Genomic DNA, 15830 nt, shown 5'->3' with positions numbered 1-15830 from the left:
GATGTGCGGGATAGCCGGAATACTCGCGCTGAATGCCATGGCGAAGCCGCCTTCCCGCGAAGCGTTGCTGCGCATGGCTGGCGCGGTCGCACATCGCGGTCCTGACGAACGTGGGCTATATCGCGACCGACGCGTTGGGCTGGCGCATACCCGCCTGTCGGTGGTCGATCTTCAGCACGGGCAGCAGCCCCTTGCCGACGCGGATGGCCTGACCTGGATAGTTTTCAATGGCGAGATCTTCAACTACCTCGAATTGCGGGACAGGCTTATCGCTTTGGGTCATCGGTTTCATACCCGTTGCGATACGGAAGTTGTCCTGCATGCCTATCAGGAATGGGGGCAAGCAGCATTCGAACGCCTGAACGGCCAATGGGCGTTGGCAATCTGGAACTCAGTTTCTGGCCGGTTGGTGTTATCGCGCGATCGCTACGGCATTTGCCCGTTGCATTTTTGCGAGCATGGCGGCCGCCTCTTCTTCGCCAGTGAGGTCAAAGCGATCTTCGCGGCCGAAGCCGACATACCGCGCGCCTTCGATCCGGTAGGGCTTGATCAGACCTTCACCCTATGGGCAGCTGTTGCTCCACAGCACGTCTTCCAGGGCATACGCGAAGTCCGGCCTGGACACGTCCGCGTTTATGAGAAGGGAGTGGCGCACGAACAGGCCTTCTGGCAACCGCGATTTCCGACAATCGGTGATCAGGGCGAGGACGGGTTCAGCGGCTCCTTGGACGACGCGGCTGAGCAAGTGAAGGCGGCGCTCGAAGGCGCGACGGCCTTGCGAATGGTGCAGGCCGACGTGCCGGTCGGCTGCTATCTATCGGGTGGGCTCGACAGTTCCCTTGTCGCGGGGCTCGGAAGTCGCTTCGCCGGCGGGCGCTTCCAGACTTTCTCGCTGCGTTTCGCCGATGCCGAATACGACGAGACCTATTTCCAGCGCTTGGTAGCCGCTCGTACGAAAAGCGAGCACCACGAAATCGTCGTATCGCGCAGCGACATCGCCGCGGTCTTTCCTGAGGTGATCCACCACATTGAGCGACCAATCCTTAGAACCGCCCCGGCCCCGCTCTTTCTGCTGTCAAGGATGGTGCGCGACCACGGCGTCAAGGTGGTTCTGACCGGGGAAGGCGCCGACGAGATGTTTGCCGGCTACGACCTGTTCCGCGAAGGCAAGGTACGCCGCTTCTGGGGACGCCAGCCAGCCTCGACCAGGCGCGCCCGACTGCTCGAACGGCTTTACCCCTATCTCTCGCGCTCCCCGGTCCATCAGCAGGCGCTGGCCCGGCAATTCTTCGGTCGAAACATTGCGTTCCATGACGCCCCTGGCTTCGCCCACGACACACGCTGGCGCACGACGAGCGCTGTCAAGCGGCTTTTCTGTTTGGATATGTCCGCCGCATTGGAGCGCCGCGACGCCGTGGCTGAACTGCTCTCAACACTGCCGGCAGAATTTTCCGGCTGGACTCCCCTCGCCCAGGATCAGTACCTGGAAGTGCAAACTTTGATGTCGGGCTATCTGCTGTCTTCACAGGGCGACAGGATGCTGATGGCTCATTCCGTCGAGGGCCGCTTCCCGTTCCTGGATGACAACTTGGTGGCTTTGGCGAACAAGCTCCCGGATGCATACAAATTGCGAGGCCTCGACGAGAAGCATGTGCTGAAGCGGGTGGCGGCGCCCATCCTGCCGCCTGAGGTCGTCGCCCGAAAGAAACAGCCCTACCGGGCACCAAACGCGCTGAGTTTCTTCGCTGGCGAGGCGCCGAGCTACATTCGCGATGCATTGTCCGACACGGCATTGCGTGCAGCCGGCGTCTTCGACCCTCAGTCGGTGACCTGCCTGGTCAGAAAGTGCCAAGCCAAAACCGGCGACGGCGATATGTCGAACTCAGACAACATGGCTTTGGTGGGAGTGCTGTCGACGCAGCTTCTTCATCAGCAGTTTGTCGCGGCCCGGCCTGCCGGCACTGTGGATCGGGATCTGAGCGTCGACATCGACCATGAGATGATGGAAAGGGTGCCGGCATGATCCACGATGCTGTACCGCTCCTGCATGACTATCTGATGAGGTCGGCGAGCCGGCTCGGCGACAAGGTGGCGTTGGTCTGCAACAAGCAACGCTTCACCTATGCCGAAATCGACGAGCGATCGAATGGGATCGCGCGGTTTCTGGTGGGGGCAGGCGTACAGCGCGGCGACCGCGTGATGATTTTCGCCGACAACACGGTTGAGACGGTCATCAGCTTTTGGGCGGTTCTCAAAGCAAACGCCGTCGCTTGTGTCGTCAACCCCCTCACCAAAAGCGGCAAGCTCGAGTACCTGCTCAATGATTGCCGACCGGCGGCACTGATCACCGACCGGCATCTGCGCTCGGTGTTCGACGCACCAGTTCACAAATGCCCCTCTCTTCGAACCGTAATCGTGTCGGGACCGATCGAGGAGGACGAGCTCAGCCGGCTGCCGTATTCAGCGGCCTGGCAATCGGCGGCCGAGCGACGACAAGACCCGCCGGCACGCAAGTCAATCGATATCGATCTTGCGGCCATCATCTATACCTCTGGGTCTACAGGCGAACCCAAGGGGGTGATGCTAACGCACCGCAACATGACAGCCGCATGTACCTCGATAGCCTGCTATCTGGAGCTTTGCGAAGACGATGTCATCCTCAACGTGCTGCCTCTGGCCTTCGACTATGGCCTTTATCAGATGCTGATGGCGTTCCGCACTGGCGCCAGGCTGGTCCTGGAACGCTCCTTCGCCTTTCCGGCGCAGATCCTTCAGATCATCAAGGACGAGAAGATCACCGGGTTCCCCGGGGTGCCCACTATCTTCGCCTCGCTGGCGGAGCTCAGATCGCTGACAGAGCACGACTTCTCAAGCATCCGCTATGTCACCAACACAGCCGCCGCATTGACCCTCAAGCACATTGGAGTGCTCAGACAGCTGTTCACCAGGGCCCGAATTTATTCGATGTACGGACTTACCGAGTGTAAACGGTGCACCTATCTGCCGCCCGAAGATCTCGAGCGAAAGCCTCTCAGTGTGGGGATACCGATCCCCAACACTGAGATGTGGATAGTCGACGACAGCGATGAGCGGGTCGAGCCGGGAACTGTCGGACAGCTTGTCATCCGCGGCGCAACCGTGATGAAGGGCTATTGGGGCAAGCCGGAAGCGACCGCAATGAGGCTCAAGCCTGGCCCCATACCTGGCGAACAGGTGCTTTACACGGGCGATTACTGCCGAATGGATGACGAAGGCTACCTCTACTTCGTTGGCCGCGGCGACGAGATCATAAAATCACGTGGGGAGAAGGTTGCGCCGAAGGAAGTTGAAAACGTGCTGGTGAATATTCCAGGCGTCAAGGAAGCTGCTGTCGTGGGTGTCCCCGATGAGCTGCTCGGCCAGGCTATCAAAGCTTTCGTCGTCATGGAGCAAGGCCGGTTTGTTGGCGAACGACAGCTTCAGATGGAATGCCAGAAACGGCTGGAGAACTTCATGGTCCCGAAGTCCATCGTCGTCGTGCCCAGTCTGCCGAGGACCGATACAGGAAAACTCAGGAAAGTTGCCCTGTCCTAGCTATTCGACTGCGGGCAGCGGATCTAGTTTCATCGGAGAGCGATTATGGATACGATTTTGGCGCCGGCGGGTGAGGTGTACACCAGGCAAATCCGCAATTTCCTGGCCTCGAACTTCTACATTGCAGATGTAAAGTCGCTCAGCGCCACGGCCTCACTGCTCGACCAGGGCATCGTCGACTCCACCGGAGTGCTGGAGGTTATCGGCTTCATTGAAGAGACCTTTGGCATCATTGTAGAAGACAGCGAACTCGTGCCAGAGAACCTCGATTCCATTCACGGAATAGCGCAGTTCATCGCCCGCAAGAAAGGATCAGCTGGTTAGGATCTATAAAGAATGAATGTTTTCAGCGTTCGCCGTTGAGGTGCCACAACACGCAGCAAGGCAAGACCGGCTTTGCGCTGTAATCTAAGGCTGCGTCTTCGCATGGCCTAGCACGACACGCGGCTCGCCGACGGGGTTGCTGACTCCGCGGATTCCCTCATAGCTCCTGCTGCGCTCGAAGAGGCTTGTGACCTGTCGATCCTGGCCAAGGCCTACCTCCAATAGGAGCGCGCCGCCAGGTCGCAGATATCGAAGGGCATCTTTAACCACTCGCATGTGGATGGCGATGCCATAAGGCCCGGCCGCAAAGGCCTCACGCGGCTCGAGAGCGACCAGATACGAGCGGTCGCTCTCAAGCCGTTTCTCCGAGATATAGGGCGGGTTGCAAACGACGACGTCAATCGAGCCTGGGGATATCGATGTCGCCAGGGGCTCGAACAAGTCGCCCTGCACGACAGACACTCGTTTGGCTAATCCGTGGTGGGCGACGTTGCAGCGCGCCACCTCGACACATTTGTCGGTAAGGTCGCTTGCCCAGACCTGCGCCGTCGGAATCGTATTGGCGATGCCACAAGCGAGATTGCCGGCGCCACAGCACATATCAATGACCCGCGGCGCCGTGAGCTTCATTCGGCGCAAAACGTCGACCGCGGCCGAGCCCAGCAACTCGGTCTCCGGTCGCGGCACAAGCGCACCGGAGGCAACCAGCATCTCCATTCCCATGAAGATGGTGCTGCCTTTGCTATAGGCGCCTGCGACGTCGATATCTTCGTTCAAGAGTTGCCTCAGTTCTCGTCAGCGGGGTCGCTATTGTGCCGCCGCGCTTTCCAGTTCGTTGCTGAACCTGACCTCAATCGTATCTCCCGGCCCTACCTCGGCGTCCTCGTCGGAGGCCTGTTTGCGCCATTGCCCGTCGACGTTTCGAACAATTGTCATCTGAGCTCGAACAGTTTCGCCGGCAATCGACAGAGGCGCGGCGTTCGCGCCCAAGGGCTGCAATTTCTGGCTCGCGGCACGGAGCCTCGCACCGATATCGGCCAGGCGGACCTCCGTGTCCCGCAATTCATTCAGCAAACCGATGCGCCTTTGGCTCTCGTTGCGCTCGAGCTGTCTGGCAAAGTCTTCCTGCTGACGCTGTGTCCTCATCAGCTCTACCGATGTTTCCAGCGCCCGACTGGACGAAAGCAGGACGGCGCGACGGACATCGGCAAGCCTGTTGTTGGTCAGGTTTCCAGCCTTGAACGCTTTGGTAACCTGCGCCAAGTCGTCTTCATCAGCCTTGACCCCGTCCGCTTCGTCCTGCGCGCGCTTGCTCAGCGTTTCGATCTGCGCCGCAGCATCCTTTGCACCCTTTTCCACGAAACCCTGTTCTTGTTGAAAATTCTCCAAGGAAAGCTTCAGCGCTTCCGCTTCGGCCTTTGCTATCCCCGCTGCGAGTGCTGGGGAAAGAGGCGATCCTTGCGGCGGCTGCGTGTCAAAGCTTTCCTCCTTGTCCAACTCCGCACGTAGTCGCGCGCTGTGGAGGTAGTCCCTCGTGTACTCGCCCCAGATCATTTCGTAGTCTCGTCGCAGATCCGTGGGGTCAGGGCCAGCCTGGTTGCTGCGCGCCCGCAACAGGCTGAAGCCGCCTGCGACAGCGATCGCCTGTCGCACGGTCATCAGCGGACGATAGGGCTGCTGTCCCGGGGTGAGCACGTCGCCGGTCACATAGATCGGCCGATATTCGGCAATGATTGCCGTTACGTCGCTTGGCCTTACCACCGCCATCTGTTCGCGGCCGTCGGGCATGCGGATGTGGAAGATCTTGGTGGGGAGGATCGTTTGCATGCGGCTCTGCAATTCCGGTCCGGTGAGCCCCCCGACCGAGACCGCGCCGACATCCGGTAACACGATCGTCCCATCCACCTGGACGACCGCGCGTTGCGTCCGGTCACTAAGAGACGCTATCCCGATTTCGATCGTGTCGCCGGGCGAAATCCGATAGACGATCGAGGTCTCGGCTGCCGCTGGCAACGCCATGGTGCCAAACAGCGTGAGAACCACAACGGAGAACCGGCTAAGGCTGGTCATGGCAACAAGCTCCTATTTGGCCTTCGCTTTGATCGGGATCGGCGACGATTTCACTGATCGCGCCGCCTGGCGCGTCTGCGTTACTCGACCGGATCACCCGTAAGCCATCCGAAAAAACGAGGTATTCAGGCTTGGCGTCAGTGCAACGGGAGCCAAGGCCGTCGCCATGTCGCTTCGCTGGCTGGCAACGCGCCCATGAAGTGTCGAAGCGGGATTGGCCAATACGCTGCCGCAAGCGCCGCCGTGGCCGAGGACGGCCCGATCGTCGCTGTCCTTGGTGACCAAGCGCGAATCCGTGCTCGAGCACAGCAGAAACTCGGTCGAATCGTGACCTTTTTAACCGCCGGCGGTTCGCAGGCCAGGGACCGGCAATGCAAGCTGGCACCAATGCGGGGGAAAGCATGGCCCGCCTCACGTCATATAGCCCATCTCATGACGCACCAGTCCCTGGCTGAGGCGTGCCCGCCACCACGCGATGGTTCGTTTCAGGCCCTCGCGCAAGTCCGTTTGCGCCCTCCATCCGGTTGCGCGCTCAAGCCGGGACGAATCCGCCAGCAGGGCACGGACCTCGGAATTTTGCGGACGCAGCCGGCGCTCGTCGCGACGGACCGGCTTGTTGGACCCGCTCAATTCCAGGACCAGATCCAGCACGTCCGAAATGGTCACGGCACGTTGGCTTCCGGCATTGTAGGCATGACCGAATTCAAGCTCGGCCGAGCCGGCGCTGAGAAAGGCCGCGGCGGTGTCTTCGACAAAGGTCAGATCACGGATCGGACTCGTGTCGCCCACCATAATGGCCGGGCAATTTGCATCGATTGCTTGCCTGACGAGGGTCGGAATGATTGCACGCTCGCTTTGTCGCGGCCCGAACGCGTTGAATGGACGAAGCAGCACTACTGGAACGTCGAACGAGCGCGCGTAGGACTGCGCCATCATATCGGCTCCGATCTTCGAAGCCGAATAGGGGGACTGTCCCTGGAGGGGATGGGATTCACTGATCGGCATGGTCAACGCCGAGCCGTACACCTCGCTTGTGGAGGTGTGCACCACCCGCTCGGTGTCCCACTGGCGAGCCGCTTCCAGGACGTTCACGGTCCCCATGATGTTGGTCTCAACATAGGACTGGGCGGCCGCGTAAGAATACGGGATGGCGATCAATGCGGCGAGATGAAACACGACGGCTTGGCCGCGGACGATCCGGTTCAGGAAAGCGCTGTCGCGAACATCGCCGCGAACAAGCTTGAGCTGGTTTCGGATGTCATCGGGGAGATCATCCAGCCACCCGTGGCTGTCGAATGAATTGTAAAGAGCCAATGCCGTCACATCGGCACCACCGCGAACCAGGGATTCAGTCAAGTGCGATCCGATGAATCCGTCCGCCCCGGTAACCAGGACTCTCTTACCTTTGTAGGTCATGATCAGCCAATCCCTGAAAAACCCAGATTCCGAAGCCAACACCGGCGACCCACCGGGAAAGCTCACGTATCGCTTGGACGCTCCACAGCCATGCCAAGGACGATGAAAACGCCTCGAACGATTAGTGCCGCATCCGATGCGAGGGTCCGACTCGCATAGTATGAAAGGTCTATCCGGGCTTTGGCCGGGAACAGGACCTCTTTGTAGAAAGTGATCGGCTCGACATCTCGCGGATAGAAGAGTGCCTCACGGCGGTACATGATCTGAGCAGGACCGAACAAGCCTGGCTTGTATCGCAGGACGGCTTCGTAGCCGTCCCTGAAGCAATCGGCGAATGACAAGCTCTCCGGACGGGGGCCGACCAGGGCCATGTCGCCTTTCAGGACATTCCACAACTGCGGCAGCTCATCCATTTTGCTGGAAGCGAGGAATCTGCCAACCCTGGTCATGCGTTCATCGTTTGCAAGGGTAAGCGCAAGGCCTCCCGCGCCGCATCGCGGATAGAACTTTCTGAACTTGTACATTCGAAAAGGCCGGCCGCCGACGCCTATGCGTGACTGCACGAAAATAACCGGCCGACCGCCTTCGAGCAGCAGCGCCATCGCGATGAGCAGCATCAGCGGCGACAACACGATCAGGCCCGCAACTGCAGCAATGATATCCATGGCGCGCCGGCCCAATCCGTGATGTGCCGATCTCATGGTGGGCCGATGGATGGGCAGATCGAACGCGTTCATGCAGCAGCCCCCTTGCGGGTACTCCTGGCGAGGGTCGAGGCCAAGGCATCCACTACGGCTTCCACGACCGGTGACGTGATTTGGGGATGCAGAGGAATGGTGAGTTCACGTTCTGCGAAATCCTCGGTGCACGGCAGGCGGACCCCAGGGCAGCGTTCCCTGTAGAGCGTCATCTGATGCACGGGGGAATAATGGATGGTGGTCTGTATGCCTTGGGCACGCAGTCCGTCGATCACATCTTGCCTGTTGATATAGCGCGGCAAGAGAATTGGCATGATGTGGTATGCCGAGGTGCGAGGCTCGCTAAACGGCATCGAAATGTCGGGGCATCGCGTGCCGATAAGACGACGGTAGAGCGCAACGAGAATGCGCCTGACGTCGTTCCATTCCTGCAGATTGCGCAATTGAACGAGCCCAAGCGCCGCCCGCATTTCGTCCATGCGGTAATTGAATCCCAACATGGTGACATCGTATTGCGGCGTACGGCTGTTCAGCCTCTGGTGGGTTCCAGTGGTCATGCCATGGCCGCGGGCTTGGCGGATCTTCTCGAGCAGATCCGTATCCCGGGAGATGACCGCACCCCCTTCGGCAGTGGTCATGTTCTTGTTGCCGTAGAAGCTGAATGCGGCTCCAGCGCCGAAGGTCCCAACTTCCTTCAGGCCGGGGGCATGTGCGGCATCCTCCACGATGTAGAGGCCGTGCACGCTTGCGAATGCCTGCCAATCTTCCCTATCGGCCAGATAGCCTGCAAAGTGGACCAGGATGACAGCCCTGGTGCGAGGCGTGCATCGTGCTTTTGCGTCCGCGACCGACATGAGAGGGACGTCTTCCGACTCTATATCCACGAAGACTGGCGTGGCGCCGACATAGAGGACGGCATTCACTGTCGCCACGAAAGTCAACGAAGGAACAAGGACCTCGTCGCCCGGACCGATGCCAAGCGCGTGCAGGATGAGGTGCAGGGCTGCGGTGCACGAGTTGACGGCGACGCAATCATCAGCGCCGTGCATCGCGGCGAATGCCTCTTCAAAGGCCCTCACTCGCTCGCCCATGGTTAGCCAGCCGCTGTCGATCACTTTCGACAAAGCGGCCTTTTCGGGCACGCCCAACACGGGCTCACTAACCAAAAGCATCACAACCTCCGCTGAACTTGCGTGGCTTTGATCGGATTCACGCAGCCGCGACCTCGATAGACGCCGACTGCTCCTCCCAGGAGGTCGCCTGCGCCGTCTGGAAATCCTCGACGCGGCCAATGTCGAGCCACAGACCTTCGTGCTTGTAAATGTGCACGACCTTGCCGCTCTGCAGCATTTGCAGCATGAGATCGTCGAACCCGAATGGAATGCCCGACGGAATGAACTGCAGAACGCCCGGATTCATGCAGTATATTCCCATGCTCACCAGATGTGAGAGCGCAGGCTTCTCGCGAAACACCTGAACTGTGTCATTGACTTCGTCGATGACTCCGAAATCCATCTTGGTGATGCGCGAGGCAGTTGCGATGGTAACCAAATCGTTGTGAGCTTTGTGCGTCGCCACGAACCGGCTGAGGCTCAAGTCTGTAAGCACGTCGCCGTTGAGAACAAGGAACGGTTCATCCAACTCGTCCCTGATCAGGGATAGCGGGCCGATCGTTCCCAGTGGTTCCATCTCCTGCGTATAGCGGATCTTGATGTTCCACTGGGAGCCGTCGCCGCAGACGCTGCGGATCAGGTGTCCAAGGTAGCCCGTTGTCACATAGACGTTTTCGATGCCGTTGCGCCGTAGCCATTTGAGCAGCAGCTCAAGCACTGGACGAGCGCCGATTGGCATTAGCGGTTTCGGCAGAACCGAGGTGAACGGCCGAAGCCTGGTGCCCATCCCACCGCATTGTATAACCGCTTTCATACAATCCTCCCGCACTACTGACCGATACGGTCAATGACCAGACATGCCGAGCGACCAGCCTCATCGCGGCTTTTGGTCTTCGACTTCATTGCGGGAAACTAGGACTGAGCTGGAGGTCTGTCGTCGTGCGTTCGAATGGCGATCTGATCATTTGCAATGTGGGGCAGTTGCCGGCAAATTCAGCTGAACATGCTCTGGATTATCCAACAGCGGTCTCTTTGATACGTTCTCCGAATACCCGCTTGATGACCTTTTCAAAATTGTGAGGGTCGTCGCCGTTTATTTGTAGAAGAGGCCAGCCGTCCCGGCGCAAGCACTCACCGATATTTCTTGCTATGTCCGCCTGTCTCAGTCCCCGTTCTACACCGAGCTCGAACAACAGCACCTCGAGCATTGGTTGTTGCGCATAGCGGTCCTCCAGACGGCGGCGCAGAGTTTCTTGCGGCGCATCCAGTTGAACCAAGAGATCCGGTTTGGGCAAGAACGAAAGGCTCTCGCGTATCGCTTCGATGCTGGGAGTACGAGCGAACACCATCATCGCAGACAAAGCCTGGATGAGGCCTTCTTCAAAGACAAAGCAGCCTTCGGACTCCTGCGCCTTTTGCCAGGACTGGCAAAGCAGAACGACGTCAATCTTCATTCGCCACGACCATGTGCGGCTTTTCAGCGGAATCGTCTCCAACAGGCGCGCCGCGACACAGTCCTTGGGCAGGGTTGACATCAGGATGGGACCACAAGTCGCTATCTTCCGACCAATCCTGCCAATTCCATGGCGCGTTTCGGGAACGTCTTGCAGGGATGATGCGTATTCGATTAGCCGGTAGCCGTTCACGGTCTTAACGCAAACGTCTCGCTCAGCCATGCCACGACAGAGGTGGCGAAGAAGGGTGGTCTTGCCCGCGCCAGGCGGCCCGAATAGCTCGATGATCATGCAGCGACCGTCCCCTGATAGCGCGTCGGCTTCCCGCAGAGCCTAGGCCAAGTGCGACCCATGCCAACATTCATTTAGATGATTGTAAGCCCCAGGCAGACGTGCTCGCCTCGAAATTGCCTTTGCCTCGGGCCGTTCTGGTGCGGTCGCACTTGGTTGGACCAATCTGCTCATCGGAGTGGCCGTTCCGGCAGAGTCATCACATCGGAATTCGGTCCCTTTCCCAAAGCGTCGTATGTTCAAACGATGCGGACACAAAGATCGAGCGACTAACATTCGCCTGGAACAAATTCCACCTGAGGGCCCGCATGCCGAAGCAATTCGCCCCAGCCCATTTGCGTACAGGCGATGTGCTCTCACCTGATTATCGTTTGAGCCATGCTGAACAAGGCTACGGCGCCAAGTACATCCAGACCTTTCAATCTGGCTATTGTGCCGCACTTTGGGAAAGAGTTGAGAGGCCCATAGTTGAGGAGATATTTCGCTCAATCGGTGGGGCGGACCGTAATTGCCTTGATTTTGCCTGCGGAACTGGACGGATCACAAGTGTGGCCGCGAGATTCTTTGGCATGGTCGTTGGGGTGGATGTTTCAGAACCCATGCTCGCCTGCGCGGCGCCATGCCAGAACGTGCGTCACCTCCTCGTTGACATCACCAGGAAACCGCTCAAAGAGAGGTTCCATGTCGTCTCGGCCTTTCGCTTCTTCCTAAATGCTGAAGACAGCCTGAGACGCGACGCGTTGCTTGCGATACGACTGCATCTTGTTGCGGGTGGCCGGATCGTCTGCAATATTCATCTTAATGCGACGTCGCCTGCTGGTATGGCCTCAAGGCTCTTAAACGCGATATCCGGCCACACGACACATAACACTTTTAGCCTTGAGCAAATGAAAGAGCTCCTTGCTGACGCGGGTTTCCTGGTTGAGAAAATCATCCCATATGGTTTCCTTCCTCGACCTGGCCACTTCGCACCCAGGGTTTGCGAGGTTTTGGTCGAGCCGGCCGAGACGTTGAGCAGGGCGCTTCGGATTCCGGCGCGATTTGCAGAAAATTTCATTGTCGTAGCCATCAAGCAGGCGGCACCGCCCGACCCGGTGTGATTTGATTTCTTGCACATCGCTTTGCGCCGTGAATCTTGTTACGTCCTTTCACCGGTGGCTTGCCATGGGCGCTGAGTTCGGACGGCTGCTGACGCGGCAGATGAGGCAAGGAGAGCTGCCGCTCGAGCAGCTTCCCACCCACCTAGACCGGCAGAGCTGTGACGGGAAAGGTAGGCGGCTATTTCGGTGTGGCCCGCCACCGTCAATGTGGACTGGCCCGATGGCCTGACCACAGCATGGTTAACACAAGATTAGCATTTGTTCTTGCCGGCGGACGCATTAGAGGTGCATAATCAAACCTGCGGATGCGCATCGTTGGGGATGGATCAACCGTAGGTGGTATCTTGCTACCGGGCTTTATGGCGTTCGATACCACTGGGAATGATGGCCGTCGGAACCCCCAATGCGCGGTTTGTGTGTGCGTTGGGGTAATATGTACAAGATTGTCATTGCCGATGATCACGGACTGTATCGGCGCGGGCTACGGCTGGCGCTGAGCGCTGGCATCGACGATGCCGAGATATTGGAGGCCACGTGTTTTGACGCGGTTGTTAGCCTCCTCGCCGAGCAGGAGTGCGTCAGCCTCGCAATGCTCGACCTGAACATGCCTGGCCTTTTCACTCAGGAGGTGCTGGGCGATGTCCTGGTGGCGTATCCGAACACGCGCTTTGCCATCGTATCCGGGAACGATTCACGGTCCGAAATATTGACAGCTCTCAATGTCGGCCTGCACGGCTACATCGTGAAATCGCAGAGTGACGAGGAAGTCGTGCTGGCTGTAAAGGAGATTCTTTCGGGCCGCATCTATGTGCCGGCGCTCTTGTCGCGGCATTTGGGCAGTCACCAGCAACCCCTTGAGAACCGTTATGGCAGCAGCGCGGGTGCTGGGGCTCTTGAAAGACTCACATCGCGGCAAAAGGATGTGCTGCGGCTGATGGCGGAGGGATATTCCAACAAGGAGATCGCGCGAGATCTCGATATCGCAGAGGCTACGACGAAGATTCACGTGGCGGCGATCATGCGCGAACTGGGAGTGCGAAACCGGACCGAAGCAGCTGTTCTGATAAAGACTTGGCTCGGGGCAGTCTAAGCGCCAACTTCCTTTGGCGACAGTCGAAGCGAATATCGGAATCCGTCCTCCCTGACTTCGAACTTGGAGGAATGACCGACAAGGGGCGTGCCTTCGACCCCAAGAACCATCGATCCGAAGCCTTGGCGTGTGATTGGAGCCGCGCGGCGGCGGCCAGTTTCTATCCAGTCAAAAACAATGTCGTGGCCCGTGTCGTCCGCCTCGAAAGCCCAACTTACCTCCAGCTTGCCCTCGGCGTCGCGCAGCACGCCATGTTTGATCGAATTGGTGGCGAGTTCGTGAATGATCATGGCCAGACTCTCCGCAGCTCCGCCTGAAATCTTAATATCGCTCCCGGAGATAATCGTCTTGCCAGCTTGCGAGAACGGCCTCAGTTCCTGGACGACCAGATCGCGAATGGTCGATGATCCATCGGGGCTGCGCGTGAGCAGCAGATGCGTGGCCTCAAGCGCGCGAATTCGCTCGACCAGCGTTTCCTTAAATTTGTTGAGGTTGCCGTCAGGCGGATCGAGCATTTTCACTATCGCGGTGATGACGGGGAACAGATTGCTGAACCGGTGGCGCTGCTCCAGCATGAGTTTTTCTTGCCGTCTTACTGCAGCCCGCAGTAGCGTGGTTTGGCGACGCTCAGTCAGATCAGCGGCGACCCCGATGCGCTGGCTGCGGCCCCCTTGATCTTCCTCGCGCCCCCGCAGAGCGATCCAGCGTACCTGACCGCCCGGCCGCTTGAGACGAACTTCAACATCGTAATTGGCGTCCGGCGAGCCCTTGCCTGGAGGTGACACCAGCTTGTCCCAGTCGGCAGGGTGGACGATAGATGACAGATCGGACAATGGTCGGGACGCGGCTGGGGATAAGCCGAGAATATCCCAGAACTGGCGTGAGCCTGCTATCACGTTATGGTCGTATTCTATGCGCCAGGTGCCAAGTCTTCCGGCTGACAATGCAAGGTCCAGCCACTCGTTTTGGGCCGTAAGCGCTTCCTCCGCGGCTTTTCTCTCGGTTATGTCATCAATCACCGCAAAAAGGCTGTCCAACGGGACCCTGTCCGATGCAGGTGAGAGCGTCAACCATGCCCAAAGTGTGCTGCCGTCCTGTCTGATCAGGCGAATCTCCGAGCCGAACCACGGCGCTTCGGACTTCAATGCGGAGAATGAGTTCTCCAGCAGCGTTCGATCGTCCTGGTGGACAAGCTCATCTATGCGTCTGCCGACGAGATCGTCTTCGGGGTAACCGAGAATAACGCTAAGGCGTTTGTTCACCCCTAGCAATTCTCCTCGGTCGTTCGCGGTGGCAAATCCGAGTGCGGCTCTTTCAAAAGCCTGCCGGTAACGCGCCTCTGCAGCTTCGACCGCAGAGAGTTTAACGTCCAGTGCAGCTCGCAAACGCCGCCTCGACCGATCAAAAAGCAATGTAATCATGCCACCGGAAAGGACGAGCAAAATGGCGCGTGCAAACTCGTCGGCGAGAGGCTGGCGGCCCATAATTATCCGGGAGCCCAGGCCGACGGCCGCCATCAACAAAGTCGATCCCGCCGCCATCCCACGGTTTTCCAGGAAGGCGATCACAACAATCGCAGGAATAAATTCGAGGAAGGCCAGGTCTGCGCCACCCGCTCGGGAGACACCTACCTCAAACAACAGCGTAGCGACCACCACAGCCGTCGACGCCAAGTGAGTTGGCGACAGGATTGGACCTCCTCGGCAACTTCCTTGCACCTAGGTACACCTTTCGGCCTAATCCGTCGAGGTTAGACCGGAGAGTGTGCGGCTAGTCCGTTTGCTCGCTTTCAGATCTCACGAAATCAGGGCCTTATGAAGCCGGCTAGCGATCCTTAGGCGCGTTAGCGAATAGAGAAAGAGGATGGATAATCCATGGATCTGAACCACGGCCACAGTGATATCGGATCGTTCGCCTCGCCCGGCATGGCAGCGATTGGTTTTAGCGCGAGAGCAAGGACCAGCTCCGCTCGAAGCGCCCCTTGCGCGACGGTTAGGCCAATCACAGGGAGCGAATATGTGCGGCCATGCCTTGGTTCCCTGACCGGCATGCTCGAGCGCATGGGCTGTGGGTGGCTTGTGCTGAGTGAGGCAAAAAGGGTGGTGGAATGGAACGCGGCCGCCGAAACCATCCTGAGGGCCTGCGAGGATTCAATTGATTCCCACAACGATTTGACGGCGGCCCTGAGGAGCGTGATAGCTGGAGTACCAGCTCATTTTGCTGCCGGATCGCTTTCGTGGATCGTCATCCGCAACGCTGGCGACCGGCCAATCATCATGAGTGAAGAAGGCGTTGTCACTCCAGATGGATCGATCCTGATAGCGCTTCTCGACCGCCAACCTCGGACAGGGCCGAATCCGGAAACTCTGCGCAAAATGTTTGGGCTCACGGGAGCCGAGACGCACTTGGCGTTGCGTTTGGCGAGCGGGGATGCACCCTTGGAGATCGCTGAGCGCAGCAGGCTCAGTCGGACCACGATTCGCACCCAGCTAGCGTCGCTGTTCGCCAAGACAGAAACGAGACGCCAGGCGGAATTGGTTGCTCTTTTGGGACGTATATCGGTGCTGCCGTGAAGCCTTGAGCCGGAGCGTGGATGCCTCCCAGTCGGCGCGCTCATCACCGGTGCACTCAGGAAACCTTGCTCTCGCACGGTCGTGGGCTTGTTCCTCGCACCAGAATTTGAGGCTCGTCGACGAAGACGA

14 protein-coding genes are annotated in these 15830 nt (G+C 58.8%); 6 read left to right on the top strand and 8 right to left on the bottom strand.

The window, feature by feature from the left end; all coding sequences use genetic code 11:
- The first annotated feature begins 1 nt into the window (after nucleotide 1).
- Genes asnB through ACR64R_RS28505 form a run of 3 tightly spaced genes read left to right on the top strand, consistent with a single transcriptional unit; the run spans nucleotide 2 to nucleotide 3897 of the window.
- Nucleotides 2-2023: an asparagine synthase (glutamine-hydrolyzing) gene (gene asnB / locus ACR64R_RS28515; protein WP_487359548.1), complete on the top strand. Its 2022-nt coding sequence runs from the start codon at nucleotides 2-4 to the stop codon at nucleotides 2021-2023.
- Nucleotides 2020-3573 (top strand): class I adenylate-forming enzyme family protein, encoded by a 1554-nt coding sequence (locus tag ACR64R_RS28510; RefSeq protein WP_487359547.1) that lies wholly within the window; start codon nucleotides 2020-2022, stop codon nucleotides 3571-3573. Before asnB ends, ACR64R_RS28510 begins: the two co-directional genes overlap by 4 nt.
- A gap of 45 nt (nucleotides 3574-3618) precedes the next feature.
- Nucleotides 3619-3897 carry an acyl carrier protein gene (locus tag ACR64R_RS28505; protein WP_487359546.1) on the top strand — a complete coding sequence of 93 codons (279 nt, stop codon included), beginning with the start codon at nucleotides 3619-3621 and terminating at the stop codon, nucleotides 3895-3897.
- Between the two features lie 84 nt (nucleotides 3898-3981).
- Here the strand turns inward: ACR64R_RS28505 and ACR64R_RS28500 are convergent, their stop codons facing one another.
- From ACR64R_RS28500 to ACR64R_RS28470, 7 genes are all read right to left on the bottom strand, one after another.
- Entirely contained in the window at nucleotides 3982-4674 is a 693-nt protein-coding gene (locus ACR64R_RS28500) for a N5-glutamine methyltransferase family protein (RefSeq protein ID WP_487359545.1), read from the bottom strand.
- A 30-nt stretch (nucleotides 4675-4704) separates the two neighbouring features.
- Nucleotides 4705-5967 carry a polysaccharide biosynthesis/export family protein gene (locus ACR64R_RS28495; RefSeq protein ID WP_487359544.1) on the bottom strand — a complete coding sequence of 421 codons (1263 nt, stop codon included), beginning with the start codon at nucleotides 5965-5967 and terminating at the stop codon, nucleotides 4705-4707.
- A gap of 411 nt (nucleotides 5968-6378) precedes the next feature.
- Entirely contained in the window at nucleotides 6379-7383 is a 1005-nt protein-coding gene (locus ACR64R_RS28490; RefSeq protein WP_487359543.1) for an SDR family NAD(P)-dependent oxidoreductase, read from the bottom strand.
- Nucleotides 7384-7445: 62 nt separating this feature from the next.
- Nucleotides 7446-8120, bottom strand: a complete 675-nt coding sequence (locus ACR64R_RS28485; RefSeq protein ID WP_487359542.1) for a sugar transferase — start codon at nucleotides 8118-8120, stop codon at nucleotides 7446-7448.
- Nucleotides 8117-9253, bottom strand: coding sequence for a DegT/DnrJ/EryC1/StrS family aminotransferase (locus tag ACR64R_RS28480; RefSeq protein WP_487359541.1), 1137 nt, complete (start codon nucleotides 9251-9253; stop codon nucleotides 8117-8119). Before ACR64R_RS28480 ends, ACR64R_RS28485 begins: the two co-directional genes overlap by 4 nt.
- A 37-nt stretch (nucleotides 9254-9290) precedes the next feature.
- Complete coding sequence (locus tag ACR64R_RS28475) at nucleotides 9291-10007, bottom strand: nucleotidyltransferase family protein (protein ID WP_487359540.1); 717 nt, start codon at nucleotides 10005-10007, stop codon at nucleotides 9291-9293.
- Between the two features lie 199 nt (nucleotides 10008-10206).
- Nucleotides 10207-10938 (bottom strand): nucleoside/nucleotide kinase family protein, encoded by a 732-nt coding sequence (locus tag ACR64R_RS28470; RefSeq protein ID WP_487359539.1) that lies wholly within the window; start codon nucleotides 10936-10938, stop codon nucleotides 10207-10209.
- A 308-nt stretch (nucleotides 10939-11246) separates the two neighbouring features.
- Here ACR64R_RS28470 and ACR64R_RS28465 point away from each other — a divergent pair, with 308 nt between their 5' ends.
- Nucleotides 11247-12038 carry a class I SAM-dependent methyltransferase gene (locus tag ACR64R_RS28465; RefSeq protein WP_487359538.1) on the top strand — a complete coding sequence of 264 codons (792 nt, stop codon included), beginning with the start codon at nucleotides 11247-11249 and terminating at the stop codon, nucleotides 12036-12038.
- A 433-nt stretch (nucleotides 12039-12471) separates the two neighbouring features.
- Nucleotides 12472-13128 carry a LuxR C-terminal-related transcriptional regulator gene (locus ACR64R_RS28460; RefSeq protein WP_487359537.1) on the top strand — a complete coding sequence of 219 codons (657 nt, stop codon included), beginning with the start codon at nucleotides 12472-12474 and terminating at the stop codon, nucleotides 13126-13128.
- Here the strand turns inward: ACR64R_RS28460 and ACR64R_RS28455 are convergent.
- Nucleotides 13125-14783 (bottom strand): PAS domain S-box protein, encoded by a 1659-nt coding sequence (locus ACR64R_RS28455; RefSeq protein ID WP_487359536.1) that lies wholly within the window; start codon nucleotides 14781-14783, stop codon nucleotides 13125-13127. The genes ACR64R_RS28460 and ACR64R_RS28455 overlap by 4 nt on opposite strands.
- Nucleotides 14784-15002: 219 nt before the next feature.
- Here ACR64R_RS28455 and ACR64R_RS28450 point away from each other — a divergent pair, with 219 nt between their 5' ends.
- Entirely contained in the window at nucleotides 15003-15701 is a 699-nt protein-coding gene (locus ACR64R_RS28450) for a helix-turn-helix transcriptional regulator (RefSeq protein WP_487359535.1), read from the top strand.
- The last annotated feature ends 129 nt before the right edge of the window (nucleotides 15702-15830 follow it).

It is taken from the genome of Mesorhizobium sp. MC2-1-1 (assembly GCF_057597255.1).
Note: the sequence above shows the minus strand (reverse complement) of the source record. Positions and strands in the feature narration are given on the sequence as shown.